Below are 15,199 nucleotides of genomic sequence, written 5' to 3'. Positions count from 1 at the left end.
AGAGCCCGTCGGGCGGGGTGAATTTTGGTGCCAGGGTTCTCCCCAGCGGCTGGTCCGGCCTTGCGGCGGAGATCCCCATCAGTTGTGCAGGGCCGGAAGAACTCAAATGTACTTTCGTCAATCGATGCGGCTGTCCTATGGACGCTTTGCGTCAATTTTGGCCGCAAAAGTGGAAAGATTGCGGCATCATAGAATGCTGCGCTCTTCCGGCCGGGCTATGCCTGTCACCAGTGCCTGCGCGCCGCCAAATAGCGCGGGTTTCCTGTCGAACAAGCCCGGGTAACGCAATCTTTCTGCATAGCCCAGCAAAGATCCGGCACACATCCAAGTGATCGGGAGCAGCGTTGCATTCAGCAGCATATCCATCAAATTCGCGGCCAGGATCAGGGCGATCGGCGCGGCATATGGCGATACATTGCCCCTGGGCGCGCGTCGTGCCGCCTGGGCCAGCAGCAGCAGAGGCACCGTCAGCAGCCCCATCTCAGCGATATAACCCAGCCAGCCGAATGTGCCGAAAACGATAATCCAGCGTCCGTCCGGGATCGACAGAATCTGCCCGGTTTCCTCATGCCGCACCAGATTGCGGCCCCATCCGCCCCATCCAAACCACGTTTTTTCAGCGGCCCGCGCCAGCAGTTGTGCTTCGTTTTCGAAACGGTAGTTCAGCGAATGGGCACGTTCAGCACTGATTGCTTCCGCTTGGGCCACCAATGCCTCCGTTGGAACCAATCCTGTGTTGCGCAGCACTGGGTAAGCCACTGCAATCCCCCCCAGCAGCAGCGCCACCCGCAGTTGCCAGCGCAATGGCGCCAGCGCGATCACAGGTGTAAAGGCCAAGGCATATGCCTGTGAGGCCAGGCTTTTGCACAGCACCAGCACCGCAAACAGATATGCCGCCGCGAGCGCAAGGCACAGCCTGTCCTTGCCGTGCGACCCGCGGGCCAGCGCAACGGTTGCCAGCACGGCCGACGTCATTAAGAATGCGAGCCACAAGGCATGAGGCAGAAACACGATGGGGCGGAAACCGCCCTGGCGGATCATTTGGCTGAAATCATGCTGGAAAAATCCGTAAACCCAAACATTGATCTGCGGACTGAAGCGGATTTCGATCAGCGATGGGATGCTATAGGCCAGCGCGCCGATCATCAGTGCCAGCAGCAGTTCACGCTGGGCATCCGGTGTGGACAGGTAGCGGCGGGCCAGCAGAAACGGGATCAGAACAATCATCTGGTTGATGATGACAGAGCCAAGGTCGCGCCAGCGCAGCCCCGGCAGCTGATCTGTCAGAAAAATGATCGGATCGGAATTGGCGATCCGGCGGAACAGGATCGGCTCGCCGTTGGTCAAAACGGTAGGAATGACGCCAAAGACAAACAGGAGCGTCAGCAGCTTGGCTGCCGGGTGACGCGGCAGCAGCGGAACCGGTTTGCGCAGCACGCACGCACACAACAGAAAAGCCATCACTGAAGGGATAGCAAACTTGTCCATATCGGGCACCAGCGGCAGGTCAAACTCGGCCAGTGGCGGCAGCAGCAGATAGCCTGCGATGATGCACCATAGAATAGCCCGCTCCAGCGGCAGGCGCCGGAACAGGATCAGGCTGACCAGTGGCCAGGCCAACAGCATCAAATAGGCCAAAGCGTTGGGCAATGCCCCGAGCTCCTTCAGTTCCCTTGTATTTGCATCAAAGTTTAGCTGTTGCAGACCCTGCTGTCGCGCGGATTTCAAAGAACAGGTAAACAGAGTGCAGCTATGCCACGCCAGCAGATGCGTCGGCCTGCGCAGGCTGGCCTGTCGGTGGCGGCGGCGGTATGACGGTCCGGAACGAAACGGGGAGAGCCATGTTTTTCGAATTGCACGGCCGCCGGGTTGCGGTGAACATGCCCGCGCAGGCGATGCTGGAGGCCGAGATTCGCGCCCGGTTTGCGACAAAGCAGGGATTTGCGCTGGCAACGGTGAACCTGGACCACCTGGTCAAGATGCAGGAAGCAGAGGCGTTTCTTTCAACCTATCAGGCGCAGGACCTGGTGGTGGCGGATGGCCGCCCGATTGTGTGGCTGTCATGGATTGCCCGCCGCCGGGTGGAGCTTATGCCCGGTTCCGACATGGTACTGCCGCTGTGCCGCTTGGCAGCGCAAGCCGCTGTCCCGGTGGTTCTGGCTGGCAGCACCCAAGAGGCACTGAAAGATGCGGAAGCAGCGCTGACGGCGGCGGTGCCGGGTCTGGAAATCGCTTGGATCCATGCGCCTTCCGGCCGTTTCGATCCGGATGGCAGCGAAGGCGATCAGATCCTGCACAGGCTGGACCAAACAGGCCCGTGCCTGTGTTTCCTGGCGCTCGGCGCCCCGAAGCAAGAACGCCTGGCTCAGCGCGGCCGCCGCATGGCGCCTCACGTTGGGTTCGCCTCGGTCGGCGCCGGGCTGGATTTCCTGGGCGGCCACCAGAAACGTGCACCTGCCTGGGTCCGCGCCATTGCGATGGAGTGGCTGTGGCGGGCGCTGTCCAATCCGGTACGGCTGCTGCCGCGCTACGGCAAATGCCTGGCAATACTGCCACGCCAAATCTACGTCGCCTGGCGCATCCGAGCGCGCTGAACACGCCACTTGCCGTCTGTGTGCCGACAGGGGAGGCGGGGTCCTGCCGCGCGTTTCGGGATATTTGCAGCCAGAAGAATTAGAACCCCAGTTTTCTTCTGGCCTTAAATATCCTGGGGTGAATTGGCCGCAAGGCCAAGAGGGGCAAAGCCCCCATCGGAAGACGGTTATTTATACTCCAATATCCCGCGTGCAGTGCCGCGCCAGCGGCGCCAATAGAACTCCAGAGCACCGGTGGCCTCTGCGAATTTCCCCAGCAAGGAATACAGCGCCCGTTCAAACCCCATCTTCCGGGACAGGCGCAGGATTTGGGCCGGATAGATCACCATCGCAAGCAGCAGATAAGGGCTGAGAAGCCCGGCCATCAAAATGGCGGCAGGCAGGACAGCCCCCCACATCAGCGTGCGGCGGGTTTCCGTGACCCAGTGGCGTTCCGGTCCGGCGCCATGCAGTGCGGCGCCTTCGGCAAAGGCGTGGCCAGCGCGGCGGCTGCGGTTCCACCATTGGCTGAAACGCAGCATCTGCGCATCATGCAAGGTCATCTCTGCGTCCAGCCGCCAGACCTGCCAGCCCGCGCGGCGCAGCCGCAGGCACAGTTCCGGCTCTTCGCCTGCGATCAGCCCGCCGCGGTAGCCGCCGACAGTGTAAACCGCGGCCACCCGCATCAGCGCGTCGCCGCCGCAGGCCTGGGCCTCGCCGACCGGGGTATCCCATTCCGCATCGCACAGGCGGTTATAGACAGAGGCCTGGGGAAACCGTTCCCGCCGCCGCCCGCAGGCCGCTGCAATCCTCGGGTGTGCTTGCAGGAATTGCGCCGCAGTGGCGATCCAGTCTGGGTCAACCTCGCAGTCGCCATCCACGAACTGCACAAATGCGATCCCGGGCTGCAGCGCTGCCAGCCCGGCATTGCGGGCGCGGGCAGCGGTAAAAGGCTGGCTGAGATCCAGGTCCACGACTTCTGCGCCCAGATCCCGTGCGACGGCCGCCGAGCCGTCGGTGGAGCCGCTGTCCACGTAAACCAGCTGCTGAACCTGCTCTTGCAGAGAACGCAGGCAGCGGATCAGACGCGCGCCCTCGTTCCGGCCAATGACCACGGCAGCAATGGCGGCGGAACTCATGCAGTTGCTCCGGCAAGAAAGGCCCGGTACTCTGGCGACTGGCGAGGGCCGTCAGACAGCATCCGGCCTTTGGCCTGCGGCAGGGTGTTCTGGCGCAAGTAGTAGGCAAAACCTGTGCTCTCAGACGTGTATTCCACTGCCCGGGCGGCGCTGATGTCCGAGAAGCGGAAGCTTTGCACAGAATTGGCATAAGACTGGCCCGCAACCTCGGATAGTGGGCCGTTGGGAAACATCTCCAGCATTTCGGCCTGAAACGCAGTATCGTCTTGTCCGGTCAGGTAACGGGTCAGCCCGGCGGTTTCACGGCCTTCGAAATCGAGCGGTTCATCCATGTCGGAAAACAGGCACCAGTGCTCCATGCGGTACAGGTCCGCCGCATAGGCGCGGAAACTGGCGCGGTTTGCCTGTTTTTGGGTGAAGGTTCTGCCCACTCTGTCGCTGTCCTGTGTCTGGCCGATGTCCCTTGAAGCAAGCTTGCAGGCTTCTGCCGCGGTCTGCAAGCATCTGCTGCCTTTCGGGTGGTCCAGTCAGGACGCCGGATGAATGCCGCGCCGGTTCAGTAATCACGCTTGAAGAACAGTCCGACGCCGGTCTCTCCCTCGCTGTCCACCGTGCCCTGAACCGTCAGGCTCTTGGTCACATCCAGATTGATGGACAGTTCGCTGTCGCCTTGGGTGTTGACGTTGAAATCGGTGTAGACGTTTTCCGCCACATAGCCGCCAAGCCCCAACTGCCCGGCGCCCAGATTGTCGGTGCCGATGTCGACGTCATCCGCCCCGGTGGCCTGGCGCAGCTTGTTTTGCGCACTGTTGCCGCGACCGCTGAGTGTCAGCGCCGAACCGGCCAGCCGGGCCAGGGCCAGTGGTGAAATGTCGCCGATGTTGTCGCCGAACAGCAAAAGCGCCAAAGCTTCCTCGCTGGGCCGCGGCGGGTCCGAGCTGACCTTGATCTCCGGCGCGTCGACTTGGCCGGAGATTTCCAGAGTTGCAGTACCTTGTTCGGTGGCGGCAGTGGACTTGAACTCCAGATAGGGTTTCAGATCGCCCAGCAGCGTGATCCGGCCTTCGTCCAGTTCCAGTCGTCGGCCCAGGACGTCAAAAGTACCCCGGATCAAGCTGATCTGGCCGACGGGCGCGGGCCGCGCGGTGGTGCCGCGCAAGTGGATCTGGCCGCCAAGTTCCGAACGCAGGCCGCGGCCCCGGGCAAAAATCCGTGAGGGCGCGCTGATCATGATATCAAGGTCCGTCCTGCCGGAACCACCTGCGCTGCCGCTGCTGCTGGCGGTCAGTCCGGCGCGGGCCTGTGTCCGGCGCACCCCGCGCGGGGCGCCCTTGTGGCGGATCGGCGGGATCGGAGCAGAGGAAACCGAACCGCCTGCGGTGTTCAGATTGATATTGGTTTCGCCTACATTGATCTGGCCCGTCAGGCGGTTGTTGCCCGCCATGGCGCCGGACATCGCCAGGCTGCCGTTCAGCAAGGTTTCATAAGACAGGTGGTCAGTGATCACGACATCGCCAATGGCAATTTGCAGGTTGCTGTTGAATGGCGGCAGCAGTCCCAAGGGCCCGCTGATCCGCACTGTGCCGCCGTCTCGCGGCCGGGCCGAAACCTGAATTTGCGCCGCAGACCGTGCGATAGAGACCGTCGCATTGATATCGTCCACACGCTGGGCCGCTGCAGGAATGGCGAGCGTCGCTCCAGGGACAGAGATGGTGCCGCTGACACTGTCCAATGCCAGGGTCCCGCGCAGGCTCATGTCGAAATTCGCGCGCCCCTGCAACAGGTTGGGTGACAGAAACGGGTTCAGCCCTTCCAGCCGCAGGGTGCCTTTGGCAGTTGCGTCTGCGGTGCCTTGCGTTTCGTCCCAGCTGCCCTGGATACGGCTGTCGATACCGGCCGGGCCGCTGGCGGTGCTGTCCACCGTCCAGATGCCTGCGCGCCGGGCGGCGGTGCCGGTGGCTGCGAGGCGGCCGGGCAGATCGGGCAGCAGCCGCTGCAGCTCTGCCATCTCCGCGTCAAACCGCAGGTCTGCACTGCCGTCGTCTTCGCTGATGCGGCCAGCCAGCCTGGCATCAATTCCAGCAGGGCCTGCAGCTTCGCCGTCAATCTGCCATTCGCCTGCGCGCCGGGTCGCGGTGCCTTGGGTCTGCAGCTTGCCAGCCAGTTCCGGAACAAAGCGTTCCAATTCACTCAGCATGGCCTGGAAGCTGATGTCAGCCTGCCCTGCCAAAGTGACGGAACCCGTCAGTTTGGCAGCAGAGGTATGCGGTCCCGTCAGCTCCGCCACGCCACTAAAAGTATCGCCTGTCCGGCTGAGGGTCGTGGCCAGTTCCAGCGTTCCGGGGGCTTGTGGTACCAGCACTTCCAAACGGTTCAGGCGGGCGGTGATGTTCAGCTTTCCGGCCTGATTGTTCAGAGTGCCTGTCGCAGCGGCTTTCAATGCGCTGCCAGCCAGGTCGAAGTGATCGATAGCTATGCCGTTTTCATCCCGCGCGGCCTTTAGTGCCAGCGTGGTGGTGCCCGCCAGCAGCTCATCTGCCTGAGCAATTCCGGCTGACAGATCGCGCGTCTGCACCGAAAGATCAGTGTCGAAACCACCTGTCAGTGGCGAAAAGGCGCCCCTGACCTGCGCCTGTACCACGCCGCCTATCGGGCGGCCTGCCAGATCGGAGAACCGGCTCAGGTCGCTTGCCCCGGCAGTCAGGTCGCCGCTGACTTTCAGCCCCTCTTCTAGCCCGTCAAAGGCAAGATCGCCTGCAGCCCGGTAATCACTGCCGCGCAGTTCCATGTCGGTGATATGCAGCGCGCCGGGGCCATCGGTGCTGAGGGTGCCTTCAAAGCGGATCTCATTGCCGGTGGCTTTGGCCAGCGCGGGGTCGCGCGGCTGGAACCCGCTGAGGCCAGCCTTCAGGCGGCCCTCCAGTGCTAAGCCACTGCTTTGATCCAGCGTGCCGCGGCCCGAGATCTCGGCAGTATCCACCAGGGCGCCCGGGTGGCTCAGCTGGTTTAGCACACCATCGAGCACCCAGCGGCCGTCGAGTGTTTTTTGCAGCTGCAGGTCTGCCTTTGCCAGCGTGGTTTGCCCGTCACTGGTCGGCAGCGTGACTGCAGCCTGTCCAGCAGGGGGCGTGATTGCAGATTTCAGGTTGGCGGTGGCCAGTTTGCCGTCCGCGCTCAGCCCTGCGGCGCCGGTGATGCGCAATGCATTGGTTCGCAGGACCAAAGTGTCCAGCGTTACAGCGCCGCTGCCCTCGCGCAGACCTTTGACGTTCAGACGCAGGCCGGGGCCGAAGAAGGGGCGGTGCACTGGCGGCAGCAGCACGTCTATATTGCCGCCCAGATCGGCAGAAAACCCAATGTCGAGGGCCGTTTCCGGCGCCGCGTCTTGGGGCAGGGGACGAGCCGCCAGTACAACCTGCCCACCCAGTCGTTCGGTGCCGTTCGTGCTGAAACTGATCGCTGCAGTGAAGTCTGTCACCGGGCCGCTGCCCTTGGCCGTCAGCTGCAGTTCGGGGTTGCCCGGCAGATCCAGCCCGCGCGAAATCAGCCCGCCCGCGGCCTCATCGGCCGACAGATCCAGGGTGATCAGCTGGGTCTCATTGGCATAGGCCGCCGACAGCCGGATATGGTCGCCGGGCTTGTCCAGCCGCGCGGCCTCCAGCTTGGTGTCCAGCGCGCCGTCGGCCAGTTTCAAACTGCCCTCAACCCGCAGGCTGGCGGCTGTTCCCGCCAATGCCTCACCCAATTCGATCCGGGCAGCCTTGATCTGGCCCAGTTCGATGGCCACGGGCAGCTCTGGCAGAGCAAATGGTGTGGTCTCGGCTGCTGGCAATTCCGGGTCGGGCGGTAGCGGTTCAGGCGCGCGCGCTATCTCGATGCGCTCCGCTGACAGCTCATTGACCGAGAAGCGACCACGCAACAGGTCCAGCCGATTCCAATCCAGCACCGCGCCTTCGATTGTCAGCCAGATGCCGTCTTCGTCTGCGACTGTGATCTTTCTGATTTTGGCTTCAGAGGAAAACGCGCCGTCAACACCGCTCACGCTGATATAGCGGCTGTCGCTGGACAGCGTGTCCTCCAGGAAATCAACCAGCAGCCCGCCGGCGTCCTCTTCGGAGGCATCCTGCGCGGTAACCGGCGCCGCAGTCAGGCCCAATGCGAGCGCGTAGCAAAGAACCTGTTTCAAAACGCCTGTCCTATCCCGATATAGAATTGCAGCCCATCTTCGCTGCCGCCATCCACCGGATAGGCCAGGTCAAGCCGGATTGGACCGATCCCAGCGACATCATAGCGCAGGCCAAAACCGGCGCCGGCATGGCGCTCGGAGGAGCCGGAAACAAAACTGTCAGCGTCGATAAAGCCAAGGTCGTAAAACCCAACAAGGGAAATCTTGTCGGTGACTTTGCCGCGCACTTCGGCGGACAGCGCGGCGAAACTGCGCCCGCCCGCGGTGCCGCCAGTTACCGGCACGCCCAGCGACTGATACTCATGCCCGCGTACGGTGCCCGCACCGCCAGAGAAGAACAGCAGGGTGGGGGATATCTCGCTGAGCGATGGCCCCACTACGGACCCCAGCTGCACCCGGCCTGCCAGCACAATCCGGTCATCTGCACCCAGCCCGTAATAGGCCCGTCCGTCGCCCTTCAGCTGCACGCCGGTCTTGCTGCCGTCAAATCCAATGAAAGGCGTGGCCGACCCCTGCAGGAAATACCCCGAGGCAGGGTTCACGCGGCTGTCACGAGCGTCATATTCGGCCCGGAACCTGCCAGCCACGTATTTGAACCGGCGCTTGCCGAATACGTCTTCTGCCAGCGTGGAAGAGACGCCAAGGGATGCTTCGGCATAAAATGTATCCGAAAACGTCCGCCGCGCGCCAATGGCGCCAAATACGCGGGTGGCGGAATAATGTTCCTCGTCCAGCCGCTCAGCCTCTGCCAGATAGAAGATACTGTCATCCGGCCCCAGTTTTGCGGGCCGGTCCAGCCGTACCGCGATGCGCCCGTCTATGTCACTGCTGCTGCCGATGCCGCTGACGCGGGCCTCAATCCGCAGCTTCTCGGCGTTGCCGAACAGGTTGCGGTGCATCCAACTGCCCGACAGCTCCAGCCCGTCAGAGGAGCTGATTTCGGCGCCGAAGGTCAAGCGGCGCAGCGGCAGATCTTCCACTTGAACCACAAAATCGAGAGTTCCGTCCGGGTTCGGCTGCTCTGCCTCGCGCAGAACCACACTGGAAAACGTGCCGGTGCGGCGCAGCCGGGTTGCGGATTTGGCAACCGGGTCGGGATGGAATTCTTCTCCGGTCGGGAAGCCTGCAATGCGGCGAATGGCATCTTCGGTCACGGCGGTATCGCCAGTGACCCGCATTTGCCCAAAGCGCAGTTTCGGCCCCGGCGCCAGCCGCAGCTGTGCATTCAGCCGTGCCTGCAGGTGATTGGCGGTGATATTCTGCTCTGCCACGTCTGCCTTGGCGTGACCGCTGCGGCGCCACGCGCGGACGCCTGCAATGGCGGCATCGCGGATCACCCCGGTACCCGCTGGCTTGCCGCGGGCAAAATCTTCGGGGATTTCGACATCGCTGTTTGCCGGAAACGGTGTCAGCTCAGCTGTGCCAAAGAAAAATTGAGGGCCGGGTTTTACAGTGATGTCGACCTTCTGGACGTGCCTTGGCGGATTCAGGGGCTGGATCTGCGCAGCCTCGCGCCCATCCAGCCGGATGTTCACCTCCGGCGAGAAGTGGCCTGCATCATACAGCACTTGCACCAACGTCCGGTAATCCGACAAGGCTGCCGCCAGAAGCTCTTGCACATTGGTGTCGCCGCTGGCCGCGACCGATGCGGAAGCGCCGCGCAGCTTTTCTGTCAGCTCACTATCTGCGCCGGGGGCGGCCAGCGTGGTTTCAGCAGTATGGCCTGGCAGCGGCACAAGGGGCAGAAGGCTGCAGGCTAAGGCGCACGCACACAGGCGCGGGCGGAAGGGAAATTTCATGTCTGCTCCGGCAGCGGGCGAAAAATTCCGCCTGACCCCGGCAGGGCTTCAGGCGCTTGTCGCCAAGCCTAGCACGGGGAAAATGCAGGATGGAACCGGCAAAGCGGCAGCAATCCGCCAGCCCTGTGCGGTGGCGGATTATCGCGCACGGTCGATACTGCGGCTGGAAACGGCAAAGAGCATTGGAAAGCCGCAGGTGCTCTGTGCTAAAGCAAAGTCAGCCCCTGCGAGCTACCCCGCAGGGGCTGTAACTGGTTAACAAAGAACAAGAGCAACGTCAGGCGCAGCCGCCACTCACAACGCAGCCAGCCAGACCGGAATGATACCACGCATGGCGTTACTGTCCAAGTAATTGTCACTTTGATAAAGATGTGTGATGTCGTTTCATCGGTCCTTTGTGGGGCGCTGTGCTGTTGGATCCGGGAGAACGGTTTTGGACCGGTTGAGACCAATATTCGAACTACGTGACATGCTTCATCAGATGGAGCGTGATCTGGGCCTGGACCGCCTCAGCCGCTCTGAGCGTGATGTTCTGCTGGCTGCGAATTCGCTCACAGAAACGCCCGGCAAGTCAGTACAGTCCGAACAGATCCGCAATCACCGTTTGGTCAAAGGGCTCGCACAGGCCACGTTTCACCGCACATTGAAATCGCTGCTTGAACTGGGGCTGATCAAGCGGGCGGGCGGCAGTAAGGCCAAACATTACGTTGTAAACTTTGACCCGTCGGCGAAATGAAACGACCCGGCAGCGCAATCAACTGATTGCAGAATTGCAATATGCTGTCTAAACGGGTCTTATGCTACGGGTTATGCAGCGTTTGGTTGATCTCCAGAGTTTTGCGGTGATCACCGCAGTCTATGTCGTCTGCCACGGTCTGACTGCATGGGTGGTGACACCTGTACAGGCGATCTTCCTGCCTGAGATTACCGTTTTTGCCAGCCTGATCTATCTGCCGCACGGGGTTCGGGTGCTGGCAGTCTGGCTGCTGGGTTGGCGGGCGGTACTGCCGCTGGCCACAGGTGCCTTTCTGTCAGAACTGATGTTCACGGATGCCAGTGTGCGCCAGCTGATGGAGCCGGTGCTGCTGCAATCCATTGCCGTGGGCGCGCCTTCGGCCTTGGCCGCATTTGAAATTGTAAAACGGGTCGGCTGGAACCTCTATGCCGGGCGGTCGCGCCGGATTTCCTGGACCAGTTTGCTGACTGTTGGCGCCCTGGCATCGCTAATCAATTCCGCTGGGCAGTCTGCAGTGTTTTCCGGCCTGATCTTTCCTGGTGATCAACTGCCGGTGATGGCGGTTTATGCCGCTGGTGATCTGATTGGCCTTGCAGTTTGCATGCTGGGGCTGACGCTGATTTTCCGCTGGCTGCGCCTGGCGGGCAGCCGTCGCCCGAAAGACTAGCAACCCGAAAGAATAGCAAAAGGCGGGGGGATTAACCCGCCATCAGCCGCGCCACATCCAGCATCCGGGCCGAAAACCCCCATTCATTGTCATACCAGCCAAATACCCGCACCTGGGCATCGCCTGCCATTCGGGTTTCCGGTCCGGCAATGACCAGAGATTCCGGCCGCGCCCGCAAGTCGGAAGAGACCAGCGGTTTATCCGTCCAACCCAGCACCTTTGAGGCGGCAACACCTTTGTGCAGGGCGGCGGTGAATTCTGCTTCGCTCATCGGCGTCTTTAGCTGCGCCACCAGATCCACGGCGGAAACACTGGCTGTCGGCACCCGAACGGCAGCGCCGCTGACCCTGCCTTTCAGATGTGGCAGCACCTCGTCAATCAGATGCATGGCTGAGGTTGTGGTCGGCACCATGGACTGGGCGCCGCCGCGTGAACGGGCAAAATCGCCGCGCGGCGCGTCCACCATCGGCTGCGAGTTGGTGTAGCAGTGGATGGTGGTCATATGCGCTGTGTCAATGCCGGCGATGCTGTCCAGCAGCTTGACCAGCGGCGTAAGGCCATTGGTGGTGCAGGAAGCATTGGAAACGATCCGGGCATCGCCCAGCGTTTCTTCATTGGCGCCCAGAACAACAGTCAGCTCTGCTGCGGGGGAGGGGCCGGAGATCAGCACCTTGGCGGCGCCTGCCTTCAGCCCGCGTTCTGCGACATCGGAGGTCCGCGCAATGCCCGTACACTCCAGCACCAGATCCACACCGCTGAGATCCACCGATGTCAGATCGGGCTCATGGCTGACCGGGATGGAGCGACCCATCACTCGCAGCGCATCACTGCCATGCTCCACCGGATGGGCAAAGGGGCCAAACGTGCTGTCGTACTGGAACAGGTAGGCGCACATATCCAAGGGCGCGATGTCATTGATCTGCACCACCTCGATGCCGTCTCCGCGCGCAGAAGTCAGGATCTGGCGCAGGATGGCGCGGCCGATGCGGCCGAATCCGTTGATAGCAAGTTTCATGCGCAATCTATGGCAGGGGCTCAGGCGCCGCTCAATCCGCTGGACTCGGAAAATGATCACATTTCCCAAGAGGATGTTTCAGAAAACCGCAGCCAAACCGCGCAAGCGTCAGGCGTGTTTCTATTTGCGGCAGATCACCTGGGCGGAATATGTGCCGGTAATATTGCGCACCAGTGTGTCCAGGTCGACACTGCAGCCGGTTGCCGTGCGCAAGGCCCGCACCGCTTGGCGTGCGGTCAGGACCGCCGGCGGGCGAAAGGCCAGATGCTCCAGATTCTTCCGGGTGGCGCTAAAACGGCCCGGGGTGTCCTCAACCGGGGCGACCACCCAATCGCGGCCCAGCACTGTGACCTGCTTACCCTCAACGCCCTTGGCCCAGGCCGCCGGGGCCAGAATGGCGCACAGCGCCGCGGCCAATGCAGTCTGTTTCATCATCGAAATGCTCCTGCAGAATTTTCCTGTCTCAGCCTAGCGCAGGGCAGGGGCTTTGCAAGGAGTGGCTTGCCGCCAAGGGATCAAAGATGGTTCACGGCTTCCGCCTGGCGCAGCTCTGCCGCGCACAGCTGCAGCCCGCGCAGCAGCCGGTCCGCATCCGCCTCCGGTTTTGAGCCCCGCGGCGCAGAACAGCCTGCCACGATTGGCGTCTGGCCAGGTCGAGACACCGGCACCGCATAGCCGGTGATCCCGGCTTCGAACTCGCCGTCCGTCAGACAATACCCTTGTTCCCGCGCATTTGCGACTCGGTCCAGAATGTCGGACGGCTCGGTCAGCGATTGGCTGGTATGGCGCGGAATGTCTGCTGTGGCCAGCACGGCGGCGGCCTCTCTCTCTCCCAGGCCGGCCAGCAGCATCCGGCCCAGGCTGGTGTGCGCCAATGGGATATGCGAGCCGGCAGTGAACCCATAGGTGATATGGCCGTGCTCGACGGTGGATTGCGCCAGCAGCAGCACGCGTCCCTGATCCAGCATCGCCAGCGTCACTTCGGTTTCCATCTGCCGGGCGTGTCGGTTCAGCACCGGTTGCACCCGGCGGCCGAAATGATTGGCCTGCAGAAAACCGCCTGCCAGCGCGAGCACCCGCGGGGTCAGCGACAGCTTTCGCCCGTCCTGGCGCAGGTAGCCCGCCTGAACCAGTGTCAGCGCGCCGCGCCGGGCTGTTGCCCGGTCCTGTCCGCTGCGCCGGGCAATTTCTGCCAGGGTCATGCTGGGGTTTGCGGCATCAAACACGGCCAGAACCGCCAGCCCCTTGGCAAAGCTCGAAGAAATGTTTCTGTCCTGTTCTGCCGCTGTCATCACTTGGCCGTCCCAATCTGATCCTAAAGTGCCGCTGCCCGGCCGGGCAGTGTGCGGATACTGGCATCAATGTGCGCTTTGCGAAGGCAGTCAAGATGAAAGTCCCCCTGAATATCCAGATTTCGCAAAGGGTTGCGGTAAAAGTCGCCGCAGACTGGACCTGCGGGCATTTCCGGTGCAATTTCAACCAACGCCGCGCAACGAGGCCGACAATGGCAGAAAATTTCACATCTGGAAAACTGGCCCGCTTGGGTCTGCTGGCACCAGAGGACTGCCGTAAAGCGGCGGAGATCACCTCTCGTGCCCAGTTCGACGGGATTGAAACGGTGCGGGTGCTGTTTCCGGACCAGCATGGGCTGCTGCGCGGCAAGACGGTGATGGCAGAGGCTTTGGCCGGAATTTTCGACCAGGGCCTCAGCGTGCCGGCAACTCTGCTGCTCAAAGACACGTCCCATCGCACTGCGTTTCCGGTGTGGGAGAATGGCACCGGGCTGGCCGACCCGATGCAGGGGGCAGGCGACGTTCTGCTGGTGCCGCGCCCGGATACCTGGCGCGCTCTGCCGTGGTCCGGCCACTCTGCCTGGATTTTCTGCACACCGGTCTACCCCGACAGCAGGCCAGTTCCCTTTGCGTCCTGTGCTGTGTTGCACAGACAGGTGGAGATGCTGGCAGCGCAGGGGATGGCGGCCACCTTTGGGCTGGAGGTGGAGTTTCACCTGTACGAACTGGCGGACAAATCCGCAGCCCATGATCAGGCCGCACGCCCCGGCACTCCGGTGCAGACCCGCAACCTCACGCAGGGCTACCAGTATCTCACCGAAACCCGCTATGGCGAGGTGGAGGAGGTGCTGGACCTGCTGCGCCGCAACGCGCAGAAGCTGGGTCTGCCCGTGCGCTCGGTGGAAATCGAAATGGGCCCAAGCCAGGTCGAGTTCACCTTTGCCCCTGACAGTGCGATGGCGCAGGCAGATGCCATGGTGATGTTTCGCACCATGGTCAAGGAGGTCTGCGCCAGACGCGGACTGCACGCCAGCTTTATGGCCAAACCGCGGCTGGACAACGCCATGGCCAACGGCTGGCACGTGCACCAGTCGCTGCAGGATCTTGCGGCCGGGCGCAATCTGTTCATGCCGGAAACCGCAGGGATGCTGGCCCCGCCCGCCAGCGCCTGGATGGCAGGGCTTTTGAAATATGCCGCTGAAACCTCGCTGCTGATCGCGCCGACGGTGAACAGCTACAAGCGCTACTTGCCGTTCCAGCTGGCCCCGAACCGTATCAGCTGGGGCGAGGATAACCGCGGCGCCATGCTGCGCGCGCTGATGCAGCCCCAAGACTCCGCAAGCCGCATCGAAAACCGCGCGCCGGACAGTTCGGCCAATCCCTATTACGCGCTGGCGGCCCAGATCATTGCAGGTGCGGCCGGGATCCGGGAAGGATTGGAGGCGCCGAAACCCACCCTGTCACCCTACAGCGAAGACGCCGAACGCCTGCCGCGGTCTTTGGGTCAGGCGCTGGAAGGGTTCGCGAATTCGGCGCTCTGCCGCGACGCGCTGGGAGCGGACACCGTGGATTATCTGCTTCGGCTGAAGACCTTTGAATGGGAGCGCTACCTGGATACGGTCAGCGAGTGGGAGCAGGCGGAATATTTCAACCTGTTCTGAACCACAGCCGCAGTTTCTTACGTCCTGGTGATTTGTCGTCTTGATCGCCCGCCCGGCCCGTTGATACCGTATACCCGCGTATGCGAGGATTGTCCCTTGCGATCCGCGGCGCCAATTCCGGCCGCTTAACC

At 62.5% G+C, this 15,199-nt stretch carries 12 protein-coding genes; 4 read left to right on the top strand and 8 right to left on the bottom strand.

Annotated features, from left to right (window positions below; genetic code table 11):
• Positions 1–186: 186 nt before the first annotated feature.
• Positions 187–1,650, bottom strand: coding sequence for a hypothetical protein (locus ACP151_RS16015; protein ID WP_424979906.1), 1,464 nt, complete (start codon positions 1,648–1,650; stop codon positions 187–189).
• A 191-nt stretch (positions 1,651–1,841) separates the two neighbouring features.
• Here ACP151_RS16015 and ACP151_RS16010 point away from each other — a divergent pair, with 191 nt between their 5' ends.
• Positions 1,842–2,594: a WecB/TagA/CpsF family glycosyltransferase gene (locus ACP151_RS16010; protein ID WP_424979905.1), complete on the top strand. Its 753-nt coding sequence runs from the start codon at positions 1,842–1,844 to the stop codon at positions 2,592–2,594.
• Between the two features lie 167 nt (positions 2,595–2,761).
• Here ACP151_RS16010 and ACP151_RS16005 read toward each other — a convergent pair whose 3' ends face one another.
• The 4 genes from ACP151_RS16005 to ACP151_RS15990 form a co-directional block, all read right to left on the bottom strand.
• On the bottom strand, positions 2,762–3,712 hold the full coding sequence (locus ACP151_RS16005; RefSeq protein ID WP_424979903.1) for a glycosyltransferase: 951 nt from the start codon (positions 3,710–3,712) through the stop codon (positions 2,762–2,764).
• On the bottom strand, positions 3,709–4,143 hold the full coding sequence (locus ACP151_RS16000; RefSeq protein ID WP_424979902.1) for a hypothetical protein: 435 nt from the start codon (positions 4,141–4,143) through the stop codon (positions 3,709–3,711). Before ACP151_RS16000 ends, ACP151_RS16005 begins: the two co-directional genes overlap by 4 nt.
• A 125-nt stretch (positions 4,144–4,268) precedes the next feature.
• Positions 4,269–7,898 carry a translocation/assembly module TamB domain-containing protein gene (locus ACP151_RS15995; protein WP_424979901.1) on the bottom strand — a complete coding sequence of 1,210 codons (3,630 nt, stop codon included), beginning with the start codon at positions 7,896–7,898 and terminating at the stop codon, positions 4,269–4,271.
• The gene (locus tag ACP151_RS15990; RefSeq protein ID WP_424979900.1) at positions 7,895–9,697 is read right to left on the bottom strand and encodes an autotransporter assembly complex protein TamA; all 1,803 of its coding nucleotides are present in this window, start codon (positions 9,695–9,697) and stop codon (positions 7,895–7,897) included. The genes ACP151_RS15995 and ACP151_RS15990 overlap by 4 nt, the downstream gene beginning before the upstream one ends.
• 469 nt (positions 9,698–10,166) lie before the next feature.
• Here ACP151_RS15990 and ACP151_RS15985 point away from each other — a divergent pair, with 469 nt between their 5' ends.
• Positions 10,167–10,433, top strand: coding sequence for a hypothetical protein (locus ACP151_RS15985; protein ID WP_424979899.1), 267 nt, complete (start codon positions 10,167–10,169; stop codon positions 10,431–10,433).
• A gap of 61 nt (positions 10,434–10,494) precedes the next feature.
• A complete protein-coding gene (locus ACP151_RS15980) occupies positions 10,495–11,100 on the top strand; it encodes a hypothetical protein (RefSeq protein ID WP_424979898.1) in 606 nt (201 codons plus the stop codon).
• A gap of 31 nt (positions 11,101–11,131) precedes the next feature.
• Here the strand turns inward: ACP151_RS15980 and ACP151_RS15975 are convergent, their stop codons facing one another.
• The 3 genes from ACP151_RS15975 to ACP151_RS15965 form a co-directional block, all read right to left on the bottom strand.
• Complete coding sequence (locus ACP151_RS15975) at positions 11,132–12,115, bottom strand: type I glyceraldehyde-3-phosphate dehydrogenase (RefSeq protein ID WP_424979896.1); 984 nt, start codon at positions 12,113–12,115, stop codon at positions 11,132–11,134.
• 120 nt (positions 12,116–12,235) lie between these two features.
• Positions 12,236–12,550, bottom strand: coding sequence for a hypothetical protein (locus tag ACP151_RS15970; RefSeq protein ID WP_424979895.1), 315 nt, complete (start codon positions 12,548–12,550; stop codon positions 12,236–12,238).
• Between the two features lie 80 nt (positions 12,551–12,630).
• Complete coding sequence (locus tag ACP151_RS15965) at positions 12,631–13,407, bottom strand: IclR family transcriptional regulator (RefSeq protein WP_424979894.1); 777 nt, start codon at positions 13,405–13,407, stop codon at positions 12,631–12,633.
• 212 nt (positions 13,408–13,619) lie between these two features.
• Between ACP151_RS15965 and ACP151_RS15960 the strand changes: the two genes are divergently transcribed.
• Positions 13,620–15,068 (top strand): glutamine synthetase family protein, encoded by a 1,449-nt coding sequence (locus ACP151_RS15960; protein ID WP_424979893.1) that lies wholly within the window; start codon positions 13,620–13,622, stop codon positions 15,066–15,068.
• The last annotated feature ends 131 nt before the right edge of the window (positions 15,069–15,199 follow it).

The organism is Leisingera sp. S232, assembly GCF_049800895.1.
In the GTDB taxonomy this organism is placed as follows: Bacteria; Pseudomonadota; Alphaproteobacteria; order Rhodobacterales; family Rhodobacteraceae; genus Leisingera.
This window is presented reverse-complemented; position numbering and strand designations above follow the sequence as displayed.